This is a genomic window from Marinovum sp. (assembly GCF_048263515.1).
Classification (GTDB): domain Bacteria; phylum Pseudomonadota; class Alphaproteobacteria; order Rhodobacterales; family Rhodobacteraceae; genus Marinovum.
Genome location: NZ_JBLXEC010000003.1, coordinates 121,936 through 145,168 on the forward strand (window position 1 = coordinate 121,936; position 23,233 = coordinate 145,168).

At 66.5% G+C, this 23,233-nt stretch carries 25 protein-coding genes; 10 read left to right on the forward strand and 15 right to left on the reverse strand.

Annotated elements, in window-relative coordinates:
- Nucleotides 1-36: 36 nt before the first annotated feature.
- The 7 genes from ACN0SE_RS04845 (at nt 37) to ACN0SE_RS04875 (ending at nt 5,919) form a co-directional block, all read left to right on the forward strand.
- Entirely contained in the window at nt 37-1,158 is a 1,122-nt protein-coding gene (locus ACN0SE_RS04845) for an FAD-binding protein (protein WP_417523360.1), read from the forward strand.
- Between the two features lie 3 nt (nt 1,159-1,161).
- Complete coding sequence (glcF, locus tag ACN0SE_RS04850; protein WP_417523361.1) at nt 1,162-2,451, forward strand: glycolate oxidase subunit GlcF; 1,290 nt, start codon at nt 1,162-1,164, stop codon at nt 2,449-2,451.
- An 86-nt stretch (nt 2,452-2,537) separates the two neighbouring features.
- Nucleotides 2,538-3,305 (forward strand): trypsin-like serine peptidase, encoded by a 768-nt coding sequence (locus tag ACN0SE_RS04855; RefSeq protein ID WP_417523362.1) that lies wholly within the window; start codon nt 2,538-2,540, stop codon nt 3,303-3,305.
- A gap of 161 nt (nt 3,306-3,466) precedes the next feature.
- Nucleotides 3,467-3,940: an Hsp20 family protein gene (locus ACN0SE_RS04860; RefSeq protein WP_417523363.1), complete on the forward strand. Its 474-nt coding sequence runs from the start codon at nt 3,467-3,469 to the stop codon at nt 3,938-3,940.
- Between the two features lie 164 nt (nt 3,941-4,104).
- Complete coding sequence (locus tag ACN0SE_RS04865; RefSeq protein ID WP_417523364.1) at nt 4,105-4,713, forward strand: VOC family protein; 609 nt, start codon at nt 4,105-4,107, stop codon at nt 4,711-4,713.
- Nucleotides 4,710-5,198, forward strand: a complete 489-nt coding sequence (locus ACN0SE_RS04870; protein WP_417523365.1) for a GNAT family N-acetyltransferase — start codon at nt 4,710-4,712, stop codon at nt 5,196-5,198. The genes ACN0SE_RS04865 and ACN0SE_RS04870 overlap by 4 nt, the downstream gene beginning before the upstream one ends.
- 31 nt (nt 5,199-5,229) lie before the next feature.
- Entirely contained in the window at nt 5,230-5,919 is a 690-nt protein-coding gene (locus ACN0SE_RS04875; protein WP_417523366.1) for a TerB family tellurite resistance protein, read from the forward strand.
- Between the two features lie 8 nt (nt 5,920-5,927).
- Here the strand turns inward: ACN0SE_RS04875 and ACN0SE_RS04880 are convergent, their stop codons facing one another.
- From ACN0SE_RS04880 to ACN0SE_RS04920, 9 genes are all read right to left on the reverse strand, one after another.
- Nucleotides 5,928-6,419 carry a L,D-transpeptidase family protein gene (locus ACN0SE_RS04880; protein WP_417523367.1) on the reverse strand — a complete coding sequence of 164 codons (492 nt, stop codon included), beginning with the start codon at nt 6,417-6,419 and terminating at the stop codon, nt 5,928-5,930.
- A gap of 64 nt (nt 6,420-6,483) precedes the next feature.
- Complete coding sequence (locus tag ACN0SE_RS04885) at nt 6,484-7,257, reverse strand: ion transporter (protein WP_417523368.1); 774 nt, start codon at nt 7,255-7,257, stop codon at nt 6,484-6,486.
- Between the two features lie 27 nt (nt 7,258-7,284).
- Complete coding sequence (locus tag ACN0SE_RS04890; protein ID WP_417523369.1) at nt 7,285-8,508, reverse strand: class I SAM-dependent RNA methyltransferase; 1,224 nt, start codon at nt 8,506-8,508, stop codon at nt 7,285-7,287.
- A gap of 15 nt (nt 8,509-8,523) precedes the next feature.
- Nucleotides 8,524-9,042, reverse strand: coding sequence for an AAA family ATPase (locus ACN0SE_RS04895; protein WP_417523370.1), 519 nt, complete (start codon nt 9,040-9,042; stop codon nt 8,524-8,526).
- Nucleotides 9,039-10,871 (reverse strand): ABC transporter ATP-binding protein, encoded by a 1,833-nt coding sequence (locus ACN0SE_RS04900; RefSeq protein ID WP_417523371.1) that lies wholly within the window; start codon nt 10,869-10,871, stop codon nt 9,039-9,041. Before ACN0SE_RS04900 ends, ACN0SE_RS04895 begins: the two co-directional genes overlap by 4 nt.
- Nucleotides 10,868-12,733 (reverse strand): ABC transporter ATP-binding protein, encoded by a 1,866-nt coding sequence (locus tag ACN0SE_RS04905; RefSeq protein ID WP_417523372.1) that lies wholly within the window; start codon nt 12,731-12,733, stop codon nt 10,868-10,870. The genes ACN0SE_RS04900 and ACN0SE_RS04905 overlap by 4 nt, the downstream gene beginning before the upstream one ends.
- A 160-nt stretch (nt 12,734-12,893) precedes the next feature.
- Nucleotides 12,894-14,060 (reverse strand): CCA tRNA nucleotidyltransferase, encoded by a 1,167-nt coding sequence (locus tag ACN0SE_RS04910; RefSeq protein WP_417523373.1) that lies wholly within the window; start codon nt 14,058-14,060, stop codon nt 12,894-12,896.
- 10 nt (nt 14,061-14,070) lie between these two features.
- Entirely contained in the window at nt 14,071-14,679 is a 609-nt protein-coding gene (locus ACN0SE_RS04915) for a CoA pyrophosphatase (RefSeq protein ID WP_417523374.1), read from the reverse strand.
- The gene (locus ACN0SE_RS04920) at nt 14,669-15,655 is read right to left on the reverse strand and encodes an Hsp33 family molecular chaperone HslO (protein WP_417523375.1); all 987 of its coding nucleotides are present in this window, start codon (nt 15,653-15,655) and stop codon (nt 14,669-14,671) included. Before ACN0SE_RS04920 ends, ACN0SE_RS04915 begins: the two co-directional genes overlap by 11 nt.
- 75 nt (nt 15,656-15,730) lie before the next feature.
- On the opposite strand from ACN0SE_RS04920, the gene ACN0SE_RS04925 reads away from it, so the two are divergent.
- Nucleotides 15,731-16,183 carry an NUDIX domain-containing protein gene (locus ACN0SE_RS04925; RefSeq protein ID WP_417523376.1) on the forward strand — a complete coding sequence of 151 codons (453 nt, stop codon included), beginning with the start codon at nt 15,731-15,733 and terminating at the stop codon, nt 16,181-16,183.
- On the opposite strand, the gene ACN0SE_RS04930 is transcribed toward ACN0SE_RS04925, so the two are convergent.
- Nucleotides 16,180-17,382, reverse strand: a complete 1,203-nt coding sequence (locus ACN0SE_RS04930; protein WP_417523377.1) for a PP2C family protein-serine/threonine phosphatase — start codon at nt 17,380-17,382, stop codon at nt 16,180-16,182. The genes ACN0SE_RS04925 and ACN0SE_RS04930 overlap by 4 nt on opposite strands.
- Before the next feature lie 217 nt (nt 17,383-17,599).
- On the opposite strand from ACN0SE_RS04930, the gene ACN0SE_RS04935 reads away from it, so the two are divergent.
- Nucleotides 17,600-17,926, forward strand: coding sequence for an Hpt domain-containing protein (locus ACN0SE_RS04935; RefSeq protein WP_417523473.1), 327 nt, complete (start codon nt 17,600-17,602; stop codon nt 17,924-17,926).
- Between the two features lie 9 nt (nt 17,927-17,935).
- Here the strand turns inward: ACN0SE_RS04935 and ACN0SE_RS04940 are convergent, their stop codons facing one another.
- The 4 genes from ACN0SE_RS04940 to ACN0SE_RS04955 all read right to left on the reverse strand — a co-directional run bounded on the left by ACN0SE_RS04940 (nt 17,936) and on the right by ACN0SE_RS04955 (nt 21,220).
- Entirely contained in the window at nt 17,936-19,183 is a 1,248-nt protein-coding gene (locus tag ACN0SE_RS04940) for a glycerate kinase type-2 family protein (RefSeq protein ID WP_417523378.1), read from the reverse strand.
- On the reverse strand, nt 19,180-19,824 hold the full coding sequence (locus tag ACN0SE_RS04945) for a 4'-phosphopantetheinyl transferase family protein (RefSeq protein ID WP_417523379.1): 645 nt from the start codon (nt 19,822-19,824) through the stop codon (nt 19,180-19,182). Before ACN0SE_RS04945 ends, ACN0SE_RS04940 begins: the two co-directional genes overlap by 4 nt.
- 31 nt (nt 19,825-19,855) lie before the next feature.
- Nucleotides 19,856-20,353, reverse strand: coding sequence for a flavin reductase family protein (locus ACN0SE_RS04950; RefSeq protein ID WP_417523380.1), 498 nt, complete (start codon nt 20,351-20,353; stop codon nt 19,856-19,858).
- A gap of 123 nt (nt 20,354-20,476) precedes the next feature.
- Nucleotides 20,477-21,220 carry a hypothetical protein gene (locus ACN0SE_RS04955; RefSeq protein WP_417523381.1) on the reverse strand — a complete coding sequence of 248 codons (744 nt, stop codon included), beginning with the start codon at nt 21,218-21,220 and terminating at the stop codon, nt 20,477-20,479.
- A 129-nt stretch (nt 21,221-21,349) separates the two neighbouring features.
- On the opposite strand from ACN0SE_RS04955, the gene ACN0SE_RS04960 reads away from it, so the two are divergent.
- Nucleotides 21,350-22,570 carry an argininosuccinate synthase gene (locus ACN0SE_RS04960; RefSeq protein WP_417523382.1) on the forward strand — a complete coding sequence of 407 codons (1,221 nt, stop codon included), beginning with the start codon at nt 21,350-21,352 and terminating at the stop codon, nt 22,568-22,570.
- A gap of 75 nt (nt 22,571-22,645) precedes the next feature.
- Here ACN0SE_RS04960 and ACN0SE_RS04965 read toward each other — a convergent pair whose 3' ends face one another.
- The gene (locus ACN0SE_RS04965; RefSeq protein ID WP_417523474.1) at nt 22,646-22,990 is read right to left on the reverse strand and encodes a hypothetical protein; all 345 of its coding nucleotides are present in this window, start codon (nt 22,988-22,990) and stop codon (nt 22,646-22,648) included.
- Nucleotides 22,991-23,233 lie beyond the last annotated feature (243 nt).

A 23,233-nucleotide genomic window follows, 5' to 3' on the forward strand; every position in this document is an offset into this window, starting at 1 on the left:
CCCCCGAGGGTATTTTCAAACAGAAGAAGACGGATCATGCGACCTGAGACCGAGGCCGAGCTGGCAGAGATGATTGCGGGGGCGACAGGCCCCCTGCGGATACGCGGCGGCGGCACGCGGGATGTGGGGCGCGCCGTAGCCGGCGACGTGCTGGAGACCGGCGGGTTGTCGGGGATCCGGCTCTATGAGCCCGGGGCGCTGACCATGGTGGCAGGGGCCGGCACGCCGTTGGCCGAGATCGAGACGGCGCTGGCGGCAGAGGGGCAACGGCTGGCCTTCGAGCCCGGCGACTGGCGCGGGCTGCTGGGCAGCGCCGGCGAGAGCACCCTGGGTGGCGTGGTGGCGGCCAATGCCAGCGGGCCGCGGCGGGTGACCGTGGGCGCGGCGCGTGATTTCATGCTGGGGGTGCGCTTTGTCGACGGCACCGGGCGGATCGTCAAGAACGGCGGGCGGGTGATGAAGAATGTCACCGGCTACGACCTGGTGAAGCTGATGAGCGGATCCTGGGGCACATTGGGGGTGCTGAGCGAGGTCTCCTTCAAGGTGCTGCCGAAGCCCGAGGCGGTGGGCGTGCTGCTGTGCGAAGGGCTGGACGACGGGACGGCGATTGCGGCGCTGAGCCGGGCGCTGGGCTCGCCCTGGGAGGTCAGCGGCGCGGCGCATCTGCAGCGCGGTCTTGATGGCGCGCCGGTGACGATGATCCGGGTCGAGGGGCTGGAGGGCTCGGTCGCCTACCGCTGCGGGCAGTTGCAGAGGCTTCTGAAAGATGTCGGGGATTTCGTCGTCGAGCGCGACCCGGAGCGGACCACAGCGGGCTGGCAGTACATCCGCGACGTGGTTCCGTTTCACGGCCGGGACGGCGAGGTCTGGCGGCTCTCGGTCACGCCCGGAGAGGCGCCGGGGACCGTGGCGCAGCTGGAGGGGGTCGAGGCGGTCTATGACTGGGGCGGCGGGCTGGTCTGGTTGCTGGCGCCCGAGGGCACACCGATGCGCGACGCGGTGAAACGCGGCCATGCGACGCTCTTTCGTGCGTCGGCAGAGCGGCGGACCGAGGGCGCGCTCTTTCCGCCGCAGCCGGCCCCGCTGGCAGCCCTCGAGGCCGGGCTGCGCGGGAAATTCGATCCGAGGGGCATCCTCAATCCGGGGCTGATGGGGTAAGACATGCAGACGACATTCACCGAAGAGCAGTTGCAGGACCCCGGCACCGCGCGCGCCAACGAGATCCTGCGCGCCTGCGTGCATTGCGGCTTTTGCACCGCCACCTGCCCCACCTATCAGGTGCTGGGCGACGAGCTGGACAGCCCGCGCGGCCGCATCTACCTGATCAAAGACATGCTCGAGAACGAGCGGGTGCCGGATCCGACCACGGTCAAGCATATCGACCGCTGTCTGTCCTGCCTGGCATGCATGACGACCTGCCCCTCGGGCGTGCATTACATGCATCTGGTCGACCACGCGCGCGAGTATATCGAGAAGACTTATGACCGGCCCTGGAGCGACCGGGCGTTGCGCTGGCTGCTGGCGCGGATCTTGCCCTATCCCGGGCGCTTCCGGCTGGCGCTGCTGGGGGCCAAGATCGGCCGGCCCTTTGCGCGCCTCCTGCCCGATCCGCGGCTGCGCGCCATGCTGCAGATGGCGCCCAAACGCATCCCGCCGGTCAGCCGCAACGACGATCCGCAGAGCTTTGCGCCCGTTGCGCCGCAGAAGAAGCGCGTGGCGCTGATGACCGGCTGCGCGCAGAAGGCGCTGAACACCGACATCAACGATGCCACCATCCGGCTGCTGACCCGTCTGGGCTGCGAAGTCGTGGTGGCCAAGGGCGCGGGCTGCTGCGGCGCACTGACCCATCACATGGGCAAGACCGGCGAGAGCCATGCCACGGCGGCGAGGAACATCCGCGCCTGGGGGGCCGAGATCGACGGCGCGGGGCTCGATGCCATTGTCATCAACACCTCGGGCTGCGGCACCACGGTCAAGGACTACGGCCACATGTTCCGCAACGAGCCCTTGGCGGAAGAGGCCAAGCGGGTCTCGAACCTGGCGATGGATATCAGCGAGCTGCTGATGACACTCGACCTGCCGCAGGGGGCCGACAAGGGACTGACCGTGGCCTATCACGCCGCCTGTTCGCTGCAACATGGGCAAAAGATCAAGACCCATCCCAAGACGTTGCTGAAGCGCGCGGGCTTCAAGGTGGCAGAGCCGGCCGACAGCCATCTCTGCTGCGGCTCGGCCGGGACCTACAACCTGATGCAGCCCGAGATCTCGGGGCAGTTGAAGGAGCGCAAGGTCAGGACGCTGGAGGCGGTCAAACCGGATGTGATCGCCGCCGGCAACATCGGCTGCATGATGCAGATCGGCAGAAGCACCGGGGTGCCGGTGGTGCATACCGTCGAGCTGCTGGACTGGGCCACCGGCGGGCCGAAGCCGCGCGCAATGAGCCCGGAATAAATCCGGGCGCCTGCCGCATTTTCGCCCCAAGTGGTTGTTAGCTCTGGAAGACGACGATCGGGGGGCCGAATTTGCGTATCCTTTTCATGGTTTTCGCCGGAATTCTGGCGGCAACGACAACATTTGCCGAAAGCCGCAGCCTGCGGCAGCTCAACACCGGTGACGAAAGCCGCGGCTGGGAGGCCGTCGGCCGCATCGACTTTGACACCGCAGGCTTCTGCACCGGGGTGCTGGTGGCGCCCGATCTGGTGCTGACCGCCGGGCATTGCCTGTTCGACAAGGTGACCGGGCGCAAGTTCACCGCCTCCGAGATCAGCTTCAGCGCCGGGCTGCGCAATGGCCGCGCCTCGGCCTATCGCGCCGTGAAACATGCGGTGCTGCATCCGCGCTATCGCTATTCCCGCAACACCGATGCCGATCAGGTCAAGAACGACGTGGCGCTGCTGCAGCTGGCGCGGCCGATCCGCAACACCGAGGTTCTGCCCTTCAACACCGCCAACCGCCCCGGTCCCGGCGCGGCGATCAGCGTGGTGAGCTATGCCCATGACCGCGCCGATGCGCCCTCGTTGCAGGAGGCCTGCGAGGTGGTCGACCGGCGGCGCGGCGTGCTGGTGATGTCCTGCGCGGCGGATTTCGGCGCCTCGGGCGCACCGGTGTTCTCGCTCGACAGTGGCGAGCCGCGCATCGTCTCGCTGATCTCGGCCAAGGCCGAGGCGGGCGGCGTGCCGGTGTCGCTGGGCACCGCGCTGGAGGAGCCGCTCTCGGTGCTGCTGGTCGAGTTGAAGGCGCAGTCGCGCTTCAAGCAGGCCAGCGACCGCACCCGGCCCGGCGGGGCAAAATTCATCCGCCCCTGAGCGCAACGCGGCGGCATTTTTCCGCCCCGCACCCCTCTTGAAACCGCGGAAACCATCCCCAAATCAGGGCTGTCCGGACGCCACAACGGGTCTGGACGCCTCTCGTGCCTGTCCCCAAGGGAAGGCGCAACATAATGGTATCGCTCAATGGAGGATGACCCATGCGTAGCTTTGATTTTGCACCACTCTACCGTGCAACCGTCGGCTTTGACCAGATGGCCGACCTGATGGACCGCGTTCTGGCCAATGACGTCCAGTCGCAGACCTACCCGCCCTACAACATCGAAAAGACCGCCGAAGATGCCTATCGCATCTCGATCGCCGTCGCAGGTTTCGCCGATCAGGACCTGAGCGTCGAGGTCAAGGAGCAGGCGCTTGTCGTCTCGGCCCGCAAGTCGGAAGAGAATGACAACGAGCGCACCTACCTGCACCGCGGCATCGCCACCCGCGCCTTCGAGCGCCGGTTCCACCTGGCCGATCACGTTAAGGTGGTGGGCGCAAGCCATGAGAACGGCATGCTGCACATCGACCTCGAGCGCGAGATCCCCGAAGCGCTGAAACCGCGCCGGATCGAGATCGCCAATGGCACCAAGGCCATCGAAAAGGACGTGGTTGACGCCAAGGCTGTCAACTAAGCCCGGACTTTCGAGCTGTTGAGAGGGCCCCTCGGCACTGCCGGGGGGCTTTTTGTGCATTGCGCTCAGGCCTCGGAGCGGGTCGGAGGAGTCTTGCCGGCCCGTATCTGTTGCATCTGGCGGGGCGCTGATTTTGTGCCATTATGCCACCGGAGGGTGACAGGATGCAGCTCGATCACATCGCGATCTCCGGCGAAAGCCGCGACGCCGCCGCGGCGCATGTGGCCGCCGTGCTGGGCGTGGCGTTGCGCCCCGGCGGGCAGCACGCGCATTTCGGCACGCACAACCACCTGCTGGGGTTGGCCGAGGGGCTCTATCTCGAAGCGATTGCCACCGACCCCGAGGCGCCGAAGCCGGGCTATCCGCGCTGGTTCGGGCTGGATGATTTCACCGGCGCGCCACGTCTGACCACCTGGATCTGTCGCACCGACGATATCACGGGCCTGACGCGCGCCCTGCCGGAGGCCGGCGAGATCGTGGCGCTGGAGCGCGGCGACCTGAAGTGGCGCATGGCGGTGCCGACGTCCGGTCACCTGCCCTTTGACGGCTGCTTCCCGGCGCTGATCCAGTGGGACTGCCCGACGCCGCCGGGCGACAGCCTGCCCGCCTCCGGTTGCCGGCTCGAGACGCTGAGCGTCAGCCATCCCGAGGCCGACCGGTTGCAACAGCGCCTGGCCCCCTGGCTGACGGACGCCCGCGTGCAGTTCAAGACCGGCCCGGCAAGGCTCGAGGCCCTGCTCAATACCCCGTCCGGCGAGGGGGTCCTGCGATGATCATCCGTCCGGCCGAGCCGCTCGATGCCTATGCCATCGTCGACCTGATCAACCCGCTGATCCGCAATACCGCCGTGACCTTCACCACCGAGGAGAAACGCTCCGAAGACATCGCCGCCGCGATCCGCGACACCGGCGCCTATTTCGTCGCCTGCGAGGGCGCGATGATCCTCGGTTACGCCTGCTATTTCCCGTTCCGCAGCGGGCCGGGCTATCGCCACACCAAGGAACATTCCATCGCCCTGTCGTCAGAGGCCCGCGGCAAGGGGGTCGGCCGGCGGCTGATGGCGATGCTCGAGGATCACGCCCGCGCCGAGGGGGTGCATTCGCTCTTTGCCGGGGTCAGTGGTGAAAACCCCTCTGGCGTGGCCTTTCACCGCGCCATCGGCTTTGCCGAGGTCGCCCGCCTGCCGCAGGTCGGGAACAAGTTCGGGCGTTGGATGGATCTGGTACTGCTGCAGAAAATGTTATCATTGTCACACTGACTTATGCCGCGCTGCGGTATACGCTTGTCCCATGTCGATCTGGTCCCGTATCTCCGCCGCCCTGTCAGCGCTCACCAGTGGTGAACCGCTCAGCGAAGTCTTCGATCGCCTGCGCACCCCGCCGGAGCGCAGCGTCGCCTTTACCATTGCCGTGATCGCCCTTGGCGCCAAGATGGCCAAGGCCGACGGACAGGTGAAAAAGGTCGAGGTGACCGCCTTTCGCGAGGTGTTTCTCATCGCGCCCGAGGACGAGGCGCAGGCGGCGCGGGTCTTCAATCTGGCGCGGCAGGACGTTGCCGGGTTCGAGGATTATGCCCGCCGGGTGCGCGCCATGTTCGAAGACACCCAGGCGCCGCTGACCGACCTGCTCGAAGGGCTGTTTCACATTGCCGTCGCCGATGGCACCTATCACCCGGCCGAGGATGAATTCCTGCGCCGGGTGGCGGCGATCTTCGGGCTGGACGAACGCCAGTTCCTCGCCCTGCGCACCCGCTTCGTGCCGGATGCCACCAAGGACCCCTATTCGGTGCTGGGTGTCAGCCCCGACATGCCTCTGGACGAGATTCGCAAGATTTGGCGCCGCGCCGTGCGCGAGAGCCACCCCGACCGGATGATCGCCCGCGGTGTCCCGGAAGAGGCGGTGCGGATGAGCGAGCGCCGTCTGATCGACATCAACAAGGCCTGGGACGAGATTCAGGCCAGCCAGAGCCAGCCGGCCTGACCGCGCCGTTACGGCCGGATGGTGATCGGCGTGCCGTCGCGCACCATGGCGTAGATGTCGCGCATCTCGGAGTTCTTCACCGCGATACATCCCGCCGTCCAGTCCTGCCCGCCCTTGCGGTTCTTCCACGGGCGGCCGTGAATGAAGATGTCGCCACCGGGCTTGACCCCGGCCTCGCGGGCGCGGCGGACGTCTTCCTCGTTGGGATAATCGATGCCGATCGAGAGATAGAAGCTGCTGTTCGGATTGCGCCGGTCGATCAGATACTCGCCCTCGGGGGTGCGTCCGTCGCCCTCTTGCGCCTTGTGGCCGGCGGGCGCAAAGCCCAGGCCCACGTCGTAATGCTCGAGCACCTCGGTGTGGTGCAGCAGGTACATCTTGCGCGCGCCCTTATCCACCACCACGCGGGTGACCTCTGGCCCGTTGTATGTCTTGAACTTGCTGCAGGCCGTCACTGACACGGCCAATGAAATCAACAGGATAACTCGTAGAAACCGCATCTGCACTGCCCCGGTTCTGGTTTTTTTCCCTTATACCATGGGGCAAATGGGCAGCGAAGGGGCTTTATCGGCGCTCAGCGTTTTCCAGCCGTTTCTCGATCGCGGTCAGCCGGTCCAGCACCTCGTCGCGATAGGCGTCGGTGGCGGCGCTGTCCTCTTCGTGGTGGGCGTCCTGCATCGAGTTGACGATCAGACCGACCAGCAGGTTCACCACCGCAAAGGTGGTGACCATGATGAAGGGCACGAAAAACGCCCAGGCGTAGGGGAAGACCTCCATCACCGGGCGGACGATGCCCATCGACCACGACTCCAGCGTCATGATCTGGAACAGCGAATAGGCCGAGGCGCCGAGATCGCCGAACCAGTCGGGGAAGGTGTCGCCAAAGAGCTTGGTCGCCATCACCGCCGAGATGTAGAAGATCAGCGCCATCAGCAGGAAAACACTGGCCATTCCGGGCAGTGCGGTCAGAAAGCCCTCGACCACGCGGCGCAGGCGCGGCGCGACGGTGAGCAGGCGCAGCACCCGCAGGATGCGCAGGGCGCGCAGCACCGACAGGCCCTGTGCCGCGGGGATCAGCGAAATGCCGACAATGACAAAGTCAAAGATGTTCCACGGACGGCGGAAGAACCCCAGCCCCTGGGCAAACATCTTCAGTCCCAGTTCGGCGACAAAGATCGCAAGGCAGGCCATGTCGAGCGCCACGATCAGCCCGCCGGCGCGGGCCATCACCGCGTCAGAGGTTTCCAGCCCGAGGATCACCGCGTTGAACAGGATCACCCCGATGATCGTGTTGCGGACCTTCGGCTGATCCAGCCATGCTGCCAGTCTTTCGCGCATCTGTGCCTGCCCCTCTTCTGCCCGCGGTCAGATATGTGCGCGGGTCAGCCGCGCTGCAAGCTCGATATGGCTGGACCAGCGGAATTGATCCACCACCTGCACCCAGTCGAGCCGATACCCGCCGGCGATCAGCACCCTGGCGTCGCGGGCAAAGGTCACCGGGTTGCAGGAAACAAAGCCCAGCACCGGCACCTTGCTCTGCGCCAGCTGCGCCACCTGCGCCTCGGCCCCGGCGCGCGGCGGGTCGAGCACCACGGCGTCATATTTCTCGAGCTCCTGCGGCAAGAGCGGGTTGCGGAACAGGTCGCGGGCCTCGGTGGTGACCTTCTTCAGCCCCTCGGCCCGGCGCCAGCCTTCGTCCAGCGCGGTGAGCATGCTGCGCTCGCCCTCGACCGCATGCACCTCGGCGCCGCGCGCCAGCGGCAGGGCAAAGGTGCCGCAGCCGGCAAAGAGATCGGCGACGTGATCGGCCTTGCCAACTGCCTCGAGCATGGCGGCGGTCAACACCGCCTGGCCATGCGCCGTGGCCTGCAGGAACGCACCCGGCGGCGGCACCACGCGGATACCGTCAAAGCGCTGGTCCGGAGGGCTGCGCATGGCGATGGGCTCGTCTTCCCAGACCAGCCGGGCGATGGGGAATTGCCCGGCCAGTTCGGCCAGCGACACCTCGAGCCCACGGTCGAGCGGCTTGCCGCCCTGGGCCAGCACGTCGAGCCCGGCCTCGGACAGGGTGATCTGCACCGACAGCTCGCCCTTGCGGCTGCCGCCCAGCGCCGCCAGTGCCTCGGCCACCGGCCGCGCGGCCAGCAGATCGGGGTGCAGCAGCTGGCAGTCGGGGATCTCGACGATCACGCCGGAGGCGCGGCCGTGAAAGCCCGCCATCGCGCCCTTCTTGGTGCGTCGGGCGGAAAACGTCGCCCGACGCCGGCTTTGTGCCGGCGAGGTGGCGATCGGCCGGAACGTGGTCTCGATGCGCTGGGTGGCAAGCGCGCGCTCCACCACCTCCTGCTTCCAGCCCGCCACGAAGCCATCAGAGGCATGCATCAGCTGACAACCGCCGCAGGCCTTGAAGTGCCGGCAGGGCGGCGCCACCCGATGCTCTGACGGCGTCAGGATCTTGATGTCGTAAAGGCGGTCGCCCTCGCGGTCGCCGCTCACCGTCTCGTCCGGCAGGGTCAGCGGCGCAAAGACCGGGCCTTCGGCAATGCCGTCGCCCTGGTGACCGAGGCGGATGATATCATATGTGCTCATGCCCGGCTTTTGCCTTCAAACGCCGCCACTGTCGAGTGAGGCGAGAAAGGCACGCACCTCGCGCGGGCTGCGCAGCACATGCACCGGCTTGCCCTTGGCGGCCATTCGCGCCAGCGACAGGATGCGGCTGCGGTTGGTCTTGCGGGTGCGCCAGATCCAGCTCCAGAACTCACGGTCGAAGCGTTCCGGGCAGTTCTGCGGCAGATCCGGCCGGCTCTGCCCCCAATGCCGGAGGGTGCGCCAGAACACCCGCCAACAGCGCAGCGAGAACGGCAAGTCGAGCACGATCAGCATCTCGGCCCGCGCCAGCCGCGAGGGCCAGGTGGCGGAAAACCCGCCCTCGAAAACCCATTCCTCCTGCGCCTCGGCGGCCCGTGCCAGCACGGCCTTCTCGGCCTGGGGCCGTTCCACCCAGCCGGGCATCCAGTGGATGTGGTCCATGTGCACCACCGGCAGGCCCAGCCGCGCGCCCAGCTTGCGCGCCAGCGTCGATTTTCCGCTGCCGGGCTGGCCGACGATCATGATGCGCTTCATTCGGCGGCTTCGACCAGGTTGAGGAACCCTCCCGACTGCCGTTCCCAGTAGCGGGAATACAGCCCGCCGCGTTCGAGCAGCGCCTCGTGGCTCCCCTCTTCGACAATGCGGCCGCGGTCGAGCACGACGATCCGGTCCATCCGCGCGATGGTCGAAAGCCGGTGCGCGATGGCCAGCACCGTCTTGCCCTCCATCACCCGTTCCAGCGCCGACTGGATCGCCGCCTCGACCTCTGAATCGAGCGCGCTTGTCGCCTCGTCCAGCACCAGGATCGGCGCGTCCTTGAGGATCGCGCGGGCGAGCGCAATACGCTGGCGCTGCCCGCCGGAGAGTTTCACGCCGCGTTCGCCGAGATGCGCGTCATAGCCCTTTCGATGCTCGTGATCCTCGAGCCCGAGGATGAACTCATGCGCCTCGGCCCGTTTTGCCGCCTCGATGATCTGCTCTTCGGTGGCGTCGGGCTTGCCATAGGCGATGTTGTCGCGCGCCGAGCGGTTGAACATGGCGGTTTCCTGGGTGACCATGCCGATCTGGCGCCGCAGGCTTTCCTGCGTGACGCCGGCAATGTCCTGACCATCGATGCAGACCGCACCCTTTTCGGCATCGTAGAGCCGCAGGAGCAGCGCCACGAGCGTGGATTTCCCGGCCCCCGAGGCGCCGACGATCCCCAGCTTTTCGCCCGGCGCGATGTTCAGCGCGATATGCTCGACCCCGCCGACATCGCGGCCATAGGCGAAATCCACGTCGCGGAACTCGATCCGGCCCTCGGTCACCTCGAGCTGCCGGGCATTGGCCACATCGGTCAGCCCGTGCGGCGGGGTCAGGGTCCGCATGCCGTCCTCGACCTCGCCGACGTTGGCGTAAAGTCCCATCAGCGTGAAGGAGACCCAGCCTGTCATCTGCGCCAGACGCAGGCTGACAGCACCGGTGGCGGCAATGTCGCCGGCACTGACCAGCCCGCGCGACCAGTACCAAAGCGCGCCGCCCACCAAGAGCACCGGCAGCACCCCGGCCAGCGCCATCAGCCAGAAACGGAACTGCACCGAGACATGGCCGAAATCGAGCTGCCGGTCGCGGAACCGCGCCATGGCATTCAGCGCCGCCTTGTCCTCGTGATCGGCATGGGCAAACAGCTTGACGGTCTTGATGTTGGTCACCGTGTCCACCACCTGGCCGGTCACCATCGCCCGCGCCGCCGCCCGCGCCTTGGACCGCTTGCGGATCCGCGGCATGAAATAGCGGATCATCAGCAGGTACCCGACGATCCAGAGCAACAGGCCAAAGGCGATCCGCGTATCGACCGTGCCCAGCAGCAGGATCGATCCCAGAACCGAGGCCAGGGCAAAGAGTACCGTATGCACCACCTCGACCACCACGTCGATGATGGCGCGGGCGGTCTGCATTTCCTTCTGCGCGATGCGGCCGGCGAAATCATTGTCGAAAAAGGTGACGTCCTGCCCCAGCGTGTAGCGGTGCAGCCGCGACAGCACGAGGCTCAGCAGGTTGGGCTGCATGACGATCGATTGCAGCCAGGCCGAAACCATCAGCACCAGCGGCCTGAGCAGCAGGAAAAACAGCGTCACCCCGACCAGAAGCCAGAGGTTCTCGGCAAAGACGCTTTCGGGAGAGCCGTTCAGCGCCGCGTCCACCACCAGCCCCAAGGTCATCGCCGCCAGCACCTCGAGCACGCCGGCAAAGGCCGAGGCCGCGCCGGCCAAGGCGATCACGCCGAAGCTGCCCCTGAGCGCCCAGCGCATGAAGGCGCCAAGCGTGCGCGGCGGCGGGGCCTCTGCCTCGGCAAAGGGATCGATCCACGAGGGTGCCTTCATTCCGCTGCCTCCGATTCGCCTGACTGCTCGGGTGTATCCACCGTCAGGAAGCCGCCAGACTGACGCGCCCAGAATCCGGCGTAAAGCCCGCCGCGGGACAAAAGTTCGTCATGACTGCCCTGTTCGACGATGCGTCCGTCATCCATCACCAGGATGCGATCCAATTGGGCAATGGTCGAGAGCCGGTGCGCAATGGCGATCACCGTCTTGCCCGCCATCATGCCGTAAAGCGTCGACTGGATTGCCGCCTCGACCTCGCTGTCGAGCGCGCTGGTCGCCTCGTCCAGGAGAAGGATCGGCGCATTCTTCAGGATCACCCGCGCCAGAGTGATCCGCTGCCGCTGACCGCCGGACAGTTTGACGCCGCGCTCGCCGACATGGGCGTCATAGCCGCGCCGACCGGCCTGATCTTCGAGATCGAGGATGAAGTCATGCGCCTCGGCCTGTTTGGCGGCGGCGATCATCTCGGCCTCGCTGGCGTCGGGGCGGCCATAAAGCAGGTTGTCGCGGATCGAGCGGTGCAGCAGCGAGCTGTCCTGTTGCACCATGCCGATCTGCCGGCGCAGGCTGTCCTGGGTGACATGGGCGATGTCCTGACCGTCAATCAGGATGCGGCCCTTTTCGGCGTCGTAGAACCGCAGGAGCAGCTTCACCAGCGTCGACTTGCCGGCACCGGAGCGGCCCACCAGACCGACCTTTTCGCCCGGCGCGATTGTCAGCGTGATCCGGTCGAGCCCGCCGCGCCCCCGGCCGTAATGATGCGACAGATCCTGCAACTCGATCCGCCCCTCGGTCAGGCGCAGCGGCTCTGCATCGGCGCGGTCGCGCAGGGCGATGGGCTGGGCAATGGTCTCCATGCCTTCCTTGACGACGCCCAACTCGCGAAAGAACGAGGTCAGCGCCCACATGATCCAGCCGGTCATGGCGTTAAGCCTGAGCGTCAGCGCCGTTGCCGCCGCCACCGCCCCGACACTGGCCAGCCCCTGCATCCAGAGGTACAGCGCCCAGCCGACCACCCCGACGATCAGGAAGCCGTTCAGCAGGTTCAGCATCACGTCCATGCTGGTGAAAATCCGCATCTCGACCTGAAAGGTCCGGCGCGCGCCTTCGATCGCCTCCTTGGCAAAGGCCATCTCGCGGCCATGATGGGCGAACATCTTGACCGAATGTACATTGGTGTAGGCATCCACCACCCGGCCCGTCACCTCGCTACGCGCATCGCTGGCGGCCTGAGAGGCCGGGCCGACACGCTTGACCGTCCAGCGGATCAGCAGGCCGTAGAACCCCATCCACGCCAGCAAGGGCAGCGACAGCCGCCAGTCGGCCTGCCCCAGCAACACCACCGCGCCCACCGCATAGGCCAGCGAAAAGGTAATGGCGTCAAACACCTGGAACACCGCCTCGCCGGCGGCGGGCGGGGTCTGCATGATGCGGTTGGCGATGCGGCCGGCAAAGTCGTTCTCGAACCAGCCCACCGACTGGCGCAGCACATGGGCATGGGCGCGGTAGCGGATCAGCGTGCCGAAGTTCGGCAGGATGGTGTTGTTGAGCAGCGCCACGTCCACCGCCTGCAACAGCGGCCGCAGCACCAGCAGGAACACCGCCAGGGCAATCAGCCAGCCGCCATTTTCGGCCCAGACCTGCTCCGGCGCGCCGGACAGGATGTCGACCACCCAGCCCATTGCCCAGATCAGCCCGATCTCGATCAAGGCAACGATGACCGACATGATGGCGGCCAAGGCAAAGATGCGCTTGAACGGCTGGGCATAGGCCCAGAGGAACGGCCAGAGCCGTTGCGGCGGGTGATCAGAGGCCGGATAGGGGCGGTAGGGATCAACGAGATTTTCGAAAAACTTGAACATGGCGGCGCTCCTGCGCGCAAAAGGGCAACTTGTGGACATGCGTGGCGAAAATTCCACGCAGACAGAGAACGTGGCTTAGCCTAGGCGAAAGCGGGTCTCTGTTTCCATGCTGCACTCTCCAGTTCGTGTGCGGTCTTGATAGCCCGAAAGCGCCGGTTTGTCACCCCCCGGGGGTCTGACGGCCCAGCAGCTCTTCCTTGGTGAGAGTGAATCCCGAGGTGATCCAGAGCGTTTCCAGCGCCCTGAGCCGCGCGCCCAGCGCCGGGCCCTCGTAGTCGGGCATCAGGTCGGCGGCGCGGATCGGAAAGATCGCCGCCGCGCCCTCTTCCATCTCAGCAAAGGCGCGGCCGTCGATATGTTCCTGCAGAATCGCGGCGCGCAGGGCGAGCAGCTTTTCCGACAGTTCCGCACCATGGCGATAGCCGATCTCGGCCGGCGGCGTCGCGGCGCCGACCTCGTGGCGAAAGAACTCCAGCGCCTTGGCCTGCGCCTTGGACAGGCGCAGCCGCTCGGCCACATCCTCGCCGCCCAGCGCCGCCAGCCGCAGCATCGGGTCGGGCGCGATGCCGGCCTCGTCCTCGACATAGACCAGCGGGCCCAGCGCGGTGATCACCGCGCCGGGCAGGATGCGCAGCAGCACGCCGGCCTTGTCCATCGCCGCCACTGCGCGGGTCGGATCGGGGGCGGCCAGCAGCTTGACCATCTCGGCACCAACCCGTTCGCGCGACAGGCTTTCCAGCCCATCCAGGTTGTCGGCAATCGCCGCCAGCGCCTCGCGATCGAACCCGCCCTTGGGCCGGCCATACCAGGCGTTGAAGCGAAAGAATCGCAGGATGCGCAGGTAATCCTCGCGGATGCGCTCGGCCGGGTCGTCGATGAATCGCACCCGGCGCGCCTTGAGATCCTCGAGACCGCCCACCGGATCGCGCACCGCCCCCGACGCATCGGCATAAAGCGCGTTCATGGTGAAATCGCGCCGCCTCGCGTCCTCCTCGATGGTGTCGGCAAAGGCCACCACGGCGCGGCGGCCGTCGGTTTCTACGTCGCGGCGATAGGTGGTGATCTCATGCGGCACCCGGCGCGAGATCACGGTGACGGTGCCGTGGTCGATGCCGGTGGGCACGGCGTTCAGGCCGGCGGCTTTTGCCAGTTCCATCACCCGCTCGGGGTGGGCATCGGTGCTGATGTCGATGTCGGACACCGGCGCGCCCATCAGCGCATTGCGCACGCAGCCGCCGACGAAATAGGCCGAATGCCCGGCCTCGGTCAGCATGGCGCAGACCGCCTGCGTCTCTGGTGCGATCAGCCAGTCGCCGGTGATCCTCATGCGAACCTCATCACGCCGTTTCCTGGGCCATCCTGTCTGCCAGCCCGCGCAGGATGCGGGCCGTCGCGCCCCAGATGTAATAGGGCCCGTAAGGCACAGTGTAATAGGATCGCCGCATCCCGCGCCAGCGTCGAGATTGCACGGAAAATCGCGCCGGATCACAGACATGCGACAGCGGCACGGTAAATACCTCGGCCACCTCGCCCGGTTCGGGCCGGGGGGTGAAATCGCCCGTGACACGCGCCAGAACCGGCGTCACCAGAAAGCTGGTCACCGTCTCATGCGTCGGCAACGTGCCCAGCACCTCGACCTGCGCCGGATCGAGCCCGACCTCTTCCTGTGCCTCGCGCAGGGCAGCGGCCACCACGTCGGCATCGCCCTCGTCCTGCTTTCCACCCGGAAAGGCGATCTGCCCGGGGTGGTGCTTGAGCGCCGAAGAGCGCTTGGTCAGGATCACATGCGGCACGCCGTCCTGAAGCACAAAGGCCGCAAGCACGCCGGCGGGGCGCAGCTTGCGGCCTTCGGGCAGCCGGAAATCCGGGTTCAGGTCAAAGTCGGACGAGGCCGCGGACGTGCACGACAGCGCCGCGATGACCGGAGCCAGGGGATCACTTGTCATTCGCCTCGAACCCGACGGTGGCAGGGTCGAGATCGTAATGCGCGCCGCAGAACTGGCAATCGGCGGTCACCCGGCCCTCTTCCGTGGTCATCTTTTCGATGTCCTTGGCGGAATAGATCGACAGGCTCTGACGTACCCGGTCCTCGGAACAGGTGCAGCCGAATTTCACCGGCTGGGTGTCATAGACCCGCGGTTGTTCCTCGTGAAACAGCCGTACCAGCAGGTCGGTCGGCGGCACCGAGGGGCCGATCAGCTCCATCAGCTCGACCGAATCGAGCAGGATGTTGGCGCGGTTCCAGTTCTCTGACGTCTCCTCGTCCCCCAGCAGATCCTCGACCGACAAGAGACCACCCTCGCCAGAGCCCCCCTCGCCGGTGACCGAGGGAGAGGCTTTCGGCATGTGTTGCAGCATGATGCCGCCGGCGCGCCAGCGCTCGGCCTCGCCCGGCATCGAGGATTTGCCGAAGCTCAGCGAAAATCGCGTCGGCAGCTGCTCGGACTGGGCGAAATAGCTCTCGGCACAGGCGCTGAGGCTGCCGCCGGCGATCGGCGTGATCCCCTTGTAGGGCTGCATCCCCTGCCCCTGGTCGAGCAGCACGGCGAAATAGCCCTCGCCCAGCTGCTCGAAAGGCGTGCCCTCGGTCAGCCGCTCGCGGTCAAAGCTGGCATAGGCGCGGATGCGCGCCGGCTCGCCGTCTTCGGTCGGGCCGTAGTAATCGGTGGCGATCATCCGCACCGCGCCCTTGGTCTGGACCTGCAGCGACAGCTTCCAGCGCAGCTTGACGGTCTGGCCGATCAGCGCGGTCAGCAGGGCCATTTCCGCCACCAGCGCCTCGACCACCGGGGGGTAGTCGTGTTGTTTCAGGATGCCTTCCAGCACGCCGTCCAGCCGCGCGACGCGGCCTCGGATGTCGGATCGGTCAAGCTGAAACGGCAGGACGGTATCGTCCCAGGCGATGGCGTTCACAGAGGTCATGGGAGTTCCTTGTTGCCCGGATTTGGCATATCGCCTCTATATAGCCGCGAAAGCGCAGCATTAAAGGGGTTTACCATGATCCGACGCATCGGCGCCGCACCCGAGCGTGAAAAACGCCATCGGCTGCGGCCGGGGGTCTATACGCTGCTGCCGCTCGAGGATCAGTTGCTTCTGACCTGCCAATGGCGGTCAAGCGAGCCTTTGCAACTGCCCGGCGGCGGCATCGATCCGGGCGAGGCGCCGGTTGCGGCGCTGCACCGCGAGGTGCGCGAAGAGACCGGCTGGAAGATCGCCGCCCCGCGGCGGATCGGCGCCTGGCGGCGCTTTGTCTTCATGCCTGAATACGATCTCTGGGCCGAGAAGCTCTGCACCATCTACGTCGCACACCCGGTCCGGCCGCTTGGCCCGCCAGAGGAAGACGGCCACGAGGTGATCTTTGTGCCGATCACCGAGGCCGGCAAGCTGTTGTCGAACCCGGTGGACCGTGCAGCCCTGGCCCGAGCCTTGGCCGCCGGCGCGCTCGGCTAGAACTCCAGCAGCGCCGCCGAAATGTCGTCCGGAAAATCGTCGGTGCCGGTGCTTTCCGCCAGGGTCCAGACCATGGCTTCGAGAAACTCGCGCCCCGGCAGGTGGCGCTGCGCCTTGGCCAGCCGGATCAGCCCGTCCTCCTCGAAGAACCCGCCGCCAGCGTCAGGGCATTCGGTGATGCCGTCGGAATAAAGCAGCAGCCGGTCGCCCTTGGCCAGTTCCAGCTCGAACTTGTCGAACTCGGCATCCTCGATCAGACCCACCGGCAGCCCGCCGGTGCCCACCAGCTCGACCGTGCCATCGGCGCGCTGCACCAGTGGATGCGGGTGGCCGGCCTGCGACAGCTGCACATGGCCGGTGGCCAGATCGACATCGGCCAGCAGCATTGTGAAGTAGTGCTCGGTCTCCATCTCCTCGAGCACCAGCCGGTTGAGCCGTTCGATCACCTCGTCAGGCGGGTTCATCACGTAGCTGCCATCGCCGGCCTCGCGCAGGGCGACGTTCTGATCGGGCGTGGTGGCCGAGAGGTACCCCGCCAGCCGGGCCGTCATCAGCGCCGAGGAAATGCCGTGGCCCGAGACATCGATGGCAAAGATCCCCAGCCGCGTCTTGCCGACCGGAAAGAAGCCCACCAGATCGCCGCCGACATGGCCCGAGGGGCGCAGCAACAGCGACAGATCGGCGGTGTCGAAGCGGCGATAGCGCTCGCGCACCAACGATTGCTGCAGCTTCTTGGCCTCGATCAGGTCGTTGTCGAGCGCATCGTACAGCCCCTGCAACTCGTCCAGCGTGCGCGAGATCACCCGGTTCTGATCGCTGAGTTGGCGCTGCATCTGCAGGATGCGCTCGCCGGCGGTGATCCTGGCGCGCAGCTCGTCGGGATGCACCGGCTTGGTCAGGAAATCATCGGCCCCGTTGTCGAGCCCACGTGCCACGGCGCCCTTCTCGCTCTTGGAGGTAAGCAGGATGAAATAGCCATAGCCCTCACGCTCCATCGCGCGGAACCGCTTGCAGAATTCCAGCCCGTCCATGCCGGGCATCATCCAGTCCGACAGCACGACATCCGGCGGCGTCGCCTCGCAGAGCGCCAGCGCCTCTTCGCCGCCGGCGGCCACCACGACGTCATGGCCCTGTTTCAACAGCGAGCTCGAGAGGATCTTGCGCTGCAACCCGCTGTCATCGACAACCAGAATCCGCAAGGGCCGGGGCGCGCGTGCGGCCGCGCCGGGAAGTGTCTGTCTGGCTGCCAAATCCATCGCCTGCTGATTCCGTCCTGGTGTCTTCGGCATCCGGTATGGGGGGCTGATGTTAACCCGGGGTGAAGGCCGGGATTTACCGAAAAACCTACCGAAATCCGCAACGATATCTTAGGCCGGGGCCCCTAGCCTGAGGGTCAGACGTCAGGAGAAAGACATGATGATCGACTGGTCCCGGGTCTCCGAACTGCGCGAGGAAGTGGGCGAAGAGGATTTCGCCGAGGTGGTCGAGCTGTTCCTGGGCGAGGTTGACGGCGTGATCGAGGTCCTGACGCCGGGCATGGCGGACCTCGAGGCGCAGCTGCATTTCCTCAAGGGCAGCGCGCTGAACCTCGGGTTCGACGCCTTCGCCAGACTGTGCCAGGAAGGCGAGAGCGCCGCCAACGCCGGCGAGGGCGCCCAGGTCGACGTCACGCGGGTGCGCGATTGTTATGCGTCTTCGCGGGCCGAGTTTGCCAATGGTCTGCAAACCCGGCGCGCGGGGTAAGGGGCGTGGTCAGGCCGCGCCGATCAGGAAGACCTGCACATCGGCCACGTTGGTGCCGGTCGCCCCGGTCATCAGCAGCGCCTCGGCGCGACGCAGCGCCTCGTGACTGTCGTTGTTGGCCAGAAGCGCCTGCGCCTCCGGCCCGATCGCCGCCGCGGTGCCGGGCCCGACGATGCCGCCGGCCGCATCGGTGGGACCATCGCGGCCATCGGTGCCGCCTGAGAGAAACAGCCAGTCTTTCGGCAGGTCAAAGTCCTTGGCGGCCAGCGCCACGCGCAGGGCCAGTTCCTGGTTGCGACCGCCCCGACCGTCGCCGCGCAGGTTGACCGTGGTCTCGCCACCAAAGATCAGCGCCTGCGCCTTGCCCTTGGGTGCCGCGGCAGCGGCGCGCAGCACTTCCTGGGCGGCATCATCGACGTCCCCTTCCAGCGCGTCAGAGACAATTCGGGCGTCAAACCCCTCGGCGGCAGCGAGCATCGCCTCGAGACTCTTCCGGTTGGAGCCGATCAGGTGATTGGCCGCCGCGGGTGTCTCTGGCGGGGCGACATCTGCCGACAGATGCGCGCGGACCGAGGCCGGGCAGGCCTCCCAGACGCCGGCCTTTTCGAGGATCGCCCTGGCCTCGGCGCGGGTGCCGATCGGGCCGACGGTGGGACCGGAGGCAATGGCGCGCAGGTCGTCGCCGATCACGTCGGACAGGATATAGGCGGTCACCGGCGCGGGCGCGGCATGGCGCAGCAGGCCACCACCCTTGAGCCGCGAGAGCTGCTGGCGCACCAGGTTCATCTTCACGATATCGAGGCCCGCGCCCAGCAGCAGCCGGTTGACCTCGGCCTTTTCCTCCAGCGTCACGCCCTCGACCGGGGCCGGTACCAGTGCCGAACCGCCGCCCGAGACCAGCACCGCCACCGCGTCGTCAGCCCCGAGACCGGCCAGCCGAGCGATCACCTCTTCGCCGGCACGCAGGCCCTCAGCGTCGGGCACCGGGTGGGCGGCGCGGATCACCTCGGCGCCCGGCACCTCCATGTCATTCTCGTAATGGGTGATTGCCAGCGCCGGCACGTCGCCGTCGACATGCGCCATGGCCTCGCGCAGCATCGCCGGCGCGGCCTTGCCGATGGCGATAAGGTGCAGTTGGCCCCCGGGCGCCGGCAGCGGATGTTCTGCAAGAGCGCGGCGCAGGGCGATCGCCGGATCGGCGGCCTCGACGGCCTTGTCGAAAAGATGCAGGGCGCTCTGGCGCAAATCGGGGGTCATGATGCAATCTCGCATTGGCTGATGATCTTGCCGGCCCGCCAGTGCTGCGCGATGGCAAAATCGCGGCCGGCCGGCCAATCCGTTGATAAGGGCTTTGTGAGCCGCAGCACCAGCCCGTCGGGCCGGATTTCCACGGTTTCGGCGTGATCGAAGCCGAAAAACCGCCCGACACGGGGGAAGAGCGCCTTGTAGAGCGCCTCCTTGGCGGAAAACACGGCGGTGGCCACGGCAGGCTCGGGCGTCTGGCCTGTCAGCGCGGTATCGCCGGGGGTCAGCACCGAGTGGCAGATGGCGCGGGTGGCGCGGGGATCGGCCAGCGCCTCGATGTCGAGACCGAGGGTTGTTGTCCCCTGCCCCAGCCAGACGCCGACACAACCGTGACTGTGGGAAATCGAGCCTTGCACGCCTTCGGGCCAGAGCGGGGCTCCCTTGTCGTCGCGACCGACACCGCCCTGCGCTCCAAGCCGGGACAGTGCCGCCTGCGCCAGCGCCCGACCAGCCAGGAACTCGCCCCGCCGCTTGGCCACGGCGCGCGACAGGAACTCCGGCAGCTCCAAGCCGGCCTCAGGGTAATCGCTGTCTTTATAAAGGGAAATGTCGTAGCGCGCGAAGAGCAGACAGCGGCCGGCGGGCTGTGCCACGGCCTCGAGCCCATCAACAAACCCGGGAAGCTTATCCGGCGAAGGTGCCAAAATGCCCGCCCTGGAAAATCAGCGGATCGCCCTCGCGGTAGCTCAGCTGTTCGACGCGGCCGACGATCACCGAATGATCGCCCACCTCGACCGACCTTTCCAGCCGGCATTCGAACACCGCCAGCGCATCGCGCAGCACCGGCACGCCCAGCGCGCCGTCAAAGGAATTGGCCTCGGTGAAATGCCCGCCGTCCTTGGCGAACAGCATCGCCAGATCGTATTGCCCCGAATGCAGCACGTTGATCGCATAGGTCTGTGCCGCGCTGAAGACATCGTAGCGCTGCGAATTGTCGGCCAGGCACCAGAGCACCAGCGGCGGATCGAGCGAGACCGAGGTGAAGGAATTGACCGTCATGCCGGTGGGGCCGTCGTCGGTCATCGTGGTGATCACCGTCACCCCCGTCGCGAACTGGCCGAGCGCGGTGCGGTAGAGCCGCCGGTGCGCATCATCGGGCCGGAACGGAATGGGTGTGATCATGGGCATGGTCCAGACAGGTCTATTCATAGGCACATCGCATTCACGGGCTCCGGGGTAAAGCTATGCGCTGCCATATACCGCGGTTACCGGGCGAAAATGGGGCGAAAATGCCGCGCGACAAGCCTAGTCGATGCCGCGCCCCTCGACGCAATGACCGTAGACCGTGGTCAGAAGCGAGACGCCGATCATGGTGGCAAACCAGCCCACGACGACCGAATAGATCAGGCTGAGCATCGAATTCGGATCACCCGAGAGCATCGTCGGTACCTGCAGTGCCAGCGAGCCGAGGATCATCAGACCGGCGAGCCCCACGATGGTGCCGGCCTCGCCGGCGGTGGCGCGCCAGGCCTCGCCAAAGCTCAGGCTCTGGCCCAGCGCGATGGCCGGCAGGATCGGCGAGAGGCGGAAAAAGACGAAGGAGGCAACGCCCACGGTCACCGCCAGCATCAGCACCGGCGGCAGGATCAGCGAGACCACCGCCCCCACCGGCACCGCCGCCAGCGCCACCACCAGCCCCAGCAGCACCGAGCGCCAGAGGTATCCCGGGATTGCCGCGCCGGGCCATGCGGGCAGCCAGCCTTCGGGCACCTCGCCCAGCAGCACATAGCGATGCCAGGCCACCGCGATCCAGAGCGAGGCCAGCAGCCCGGCGATGCCCAGCACCAGCATGATCAGCCCTTCGCCGGCCGAGATGTCCGGCACGGGCATGCCGTCGGGCCCACCGATGACGCTGCCGTCATCCACCGCATGGGTGTAGACCTGAGAGATCACCTGCACCGAATAGAGCACCAGCGACACCCTGAGCGCCACGTCGATATTGTTGATCACCAGCCGCAGGGAATGGACGAACATCGACCAGGCTTTCATCGGGCACTCCTTGGACACCGGTTTCGGCCGCACATTGGGCGCAAGCCCGGCCAAGGTCAACGCCGCCACCTTGCCCCGCGCCCGAAAACCCGGTATCGCGCTTGCGTCTTTCAAGAAGGAAAACGCCCCATGTCCGCGCCCAAGAAAGTTGTCCTGGCCTATTCCGGTGGCCTCGATACCTCGATCATCCTGAAGTGGCTTGAAACCGAGTACGGCTGTGAGGTCGTCACCTTCACCGCCGATCTGGGCCAGGGCGAAGAGCTCGATCCGGCGCGCAAGAAGGCCGAGATGATGGGCGTCAAGGAAATCTACATCGAGGACCTGCGCGAGGAATTCGTCCAGGACTTCGTTTTCCCGATGTTCCGCGCCAATGCGGTCTATGAGGGGCTCTACCTGCTGGGCACCTCGATCGCGCGCCCGCTGATCTCCAAGCGGCTGGTCGAGATTGCCGAGGAAACCGGCGCCGATGCCGTGGCCCATGGCGCCACCGGCAAGGGCAACGACCAGGTGCGGTTCGAGCTGGCCTGCTATGCGCTCAACCCCGACATCAAGGTGATCGCGCCCTGGCGCGAATGGGACCTGACCTCGCGCACCCGCCTGCTGGAGTTCGCCGAGCAGCACCAGATCCCCGTCGCCAAGGACAAGCGCGGCGAGGCGCCCTTCTCGGTCGACGCCAACCTGCTGCACACCTCGTCAGAGGGCAAGGTGCTGGAAGACCCGGCGGAAATGGCGCCAGACTACGTCTATCAGCGCACCGAGGACCCGGTGACCGGGCCGGACCAGCCGGAATACATCGAGATCACCTTTGAAAAGGGCGACGCGGTTGCGATCAACGGCACCGCCAAGAGCCCGGCGACGATCCTGACCGAGCTGAACGAATATGGCCGCCGTCACGGCATCGGCCGTCTGGATTTCGTGGAAAACCGCTTTGTCGGCATGAAGTCCCGCGGCATCTACGAAACGCCCGGCGGCACCATCCTGCTCGAGGCGCACCGCGGTATCGAGCAGATCACGCTGGACAGCGGTGCCGGTCACCTCAAGGATTCGATCATGCCGCGCTATGCCGAGCTGATCTACAACGGCTTCTGGTTCTCCCCCGAGCGCGAGATGCTGCAGGCCCTAATCGACAAGAGCCAGGAGCATGTGTCGGGTACGGTCAAGCTGATGCTGTTCAAGGGGATGGCCCGCACGGTGGGCCGCTGGTCGGATCACTCGCTCTATTCCGAGGCGCATGTGACCTTTGAGGACGATGCCGGCGCCTATGACCAGAAGGATGCGGCGGGCTTCATCCAGCTCAACGCGCTGCGGCTTAAACTGCTCGCAGCACGGAACCGCCGATTGAAGGGCTGACGGTCCCGCGCTCTACTCGTTAACACACACGCACCGGCAGGGCTCACGGCCCGCGCCGGGCGTGTCGTGTCAACGTTATTGGGCGGTAATCGTTCCCATCACCAGCTTGTCGTCCACCTTGACGGGGCCGTCTTCCTTGGCGCCGAGGGTGTATTCGAAACGGCCGGTTTCCATGCCGCCGGTTTCGCCGTGGACCATCAGCATCAGCATGTCGCCTGCGGCAACCTCTTCCTGCAGGATGGCGGCGACATCCATGGTTTCACCCATGCGGATCGGGGCGTAGCCGACAACTGCGCCGGGCTTCATCTCTGCATCGGTGCGGTGCACCACCAGCCAGCCGTTTTCCGAGGCGGTCACCTTGTCGGCGGAGACCACACCGTTCGAGACGTCCTGATCGGAGGCTTCGACGGCGGGGGTCATGCCGTGGCCGCCGGCAAGGGCGGCAGTGGCGGTCAGGGCGGTGGCGGCGAGGGTCATCATGAAACGTGTCATTCGGTAGTCTCCCAATACAATCTGTTATCTGGTCCGGATCATGTCCGGCACAGGCAGATACGAGGCGTTCGTCGGCGGAGTTTCACCCTCGGCGCGAAATTTCCGGGTCAGGGCACTCACGTTGGCTCACCTCTGCGTGACAGGGCTGCGAAGCGCTTGCGCGGTGCCGGG

Excerpts from the sequence above, each read along its gene's own strand:
- ACN0SE_RS04845 (WP_417523360.1), top strand. The coding sequence starts at position 37 with ATGCGACCTGAGACCGAGGCCGAGCTGGCAGAGATGATTGCGGGGGCG.
- glcF (WP_417523361.1), top strand. The coding sequence starts at position 1,162 with ATGCAGACGACATTCACCGAAGAGCAGTTGCAGGACCCCGGCACCGCG.
- ACN0SE_RS04855 (WP_417523362.1), top strand. The coding sequence starts at position 2,538 with ATGGTTTTCGCCGGAATTCTGGCGGCAACGACAACATTTGCCGAAAGC.
- ACN0SE_RS04860 (WP_417523363.1), top strand. The coding sequence starts at position 3,467 with ATGCGTAGCTTTGATTTTGCACCACTCTACCGTGCAACCGTCGGCTTT.
- ACN0SE_RS04865 (WP_417523364.1), top strand. The coding sequence starts at position 4,105 with ATGCAGCTCGATCACATCGCGATCTCCGGCGAAAGCCGCGACGCCGCC.
- ACN0SE_RS04870 (WP_417523365.1), top strand. The coding sequence starts at position 4,710 with ATGATCATCCGTCCGGCCGAGCCGCTCGATGCCTATGCCATCGTCGAC.
- ACN0SE_RS04875 (WP_417523366.1), top strand. The coding sequence starts at position 5,230 with ATGTCGATCTGGTCCCGTATCTCCGCCGCCCTGTCAGCGCTCACCAGT.
- ACN0SE_RS04880 (WP_417523367.1), bottom strand. The coding sequence starts at position 6,419 with ATGCGGTTTCTACGAGTTATCCTGTTGATTTCATTGGCCGTGTCAGTG.
- ACN0SE_RS04885 (WP_417523368.1), bottom strand. The coding sequence starts at position 7,257 with ATGCGCGAAAGACTGGCAGCATGGCTGGATCAGCCGAAGGTCCGCAAC.
- ACN0SE_RS04890 (WP_417523369.1), bottom strand. The coding sequence starts at position 8,508 with ATGAGCACATATGATATCATCCGCCTCGGTCACCAGGGCGACGGCATT.
- ACN0SE_RS04895 (WP_417523370.1), bottom strand. The coding sequence starts at position 9,042 with ATGAAGCGCATCATGATCGTCGGCCAGCCCGGCAGCGGAAAATCGACG.
- ACN0SE_RS04900 (WP_417523371.1), bottom strand. The coding sequence starts at position 10,871 with ATGAAGGCACCCTCGTGGATCGATCCCTTTGCCGAGGCAGAGGCCCCG.
- ACN0SE_RS04905 (WP_417523372.1), bottom strand. The coding sequence starts at position 12,733 with ATGTTCAAGTTTTTCGAAAATCTCGTTGATCCCTACCGCCCCTATCCG.
- ACN0SE_RS04910 (WP_417523373.1), bottom strand. The coding sequence starts at position 14,060 with ATGAGGATCACCGGCGACTGGCTGATCGCACCAGAGACGCAGGCGGTC.
- ACN0SE_RS04915 (WP_417523374.1), bottom strand. The coding sequence starts at position 14,679 with ATGACAAGTGATCCCCTGGCTCCGGTCATCGCGGCGCTGTCGTGCACG.
- ACN0SE_RS04920 (WP_417523375.1), bottom strand. The coding sequence starts at position 15,655 with ATGACCTCTGTGAACGCCATCGCCTGGGACGATACCGTCCTGCCGTTT.
- ACN0SE_RS04925 (WP_417523376.1), top strand. The coding sequence starts at position 15,731 with ATGATCCGACGCATCGGCGCCGCACCCGAGCGTGAAAAACGCCATCGG.
- ACN0SE_RS04935 (WP_417523473.1), top strand. The coding sequence starts at position 17,600 with ATGATCGACTGGTCCCGGGTCTCCGAACTGCGCGAGGAAGTGGGCGAA.
- ACN0SE_RS04940 (WP_417523378.1), bottom strand. The coding sequence starts at position 19,183 with ATGACCCCCGATTTGCGCCAGAGCGCCCTGCATCTTTTCGACAAGGCC.
- ACN0SE_RS04950 (WP_417523380.1), bottom strand. The coding sequence starts at position 20,353 with ATGATCACACCCATTCCGTTCCGGCCCGATGATGCGCACCGGCGGCTC.
- ACN0SE_RS04955 (WP_417523381.1), bottom strand. The coding sequence starts at position 21,220 with ATGAAAGCCTGGTCGATGTTCGTCCATTCCCTGCGGCTGGTGATCAAC.
- ACN0SE_RS04960 (WP_417523382.1), top strand. The coding sequence starts at position 21,350 with ATGTCCGCGCCCAAGAAAGTTGTCCTGGCCTATTCCGGTGGCCTCGAT.
- ACN0SE_RS04965 (WP_417523474.1), bottom strand. The coding sequence starts at position 22,990 with ATGACCCCCGCCGTCGAAGCCTCCGATCAGGACGTCTCGAACGGTGTG.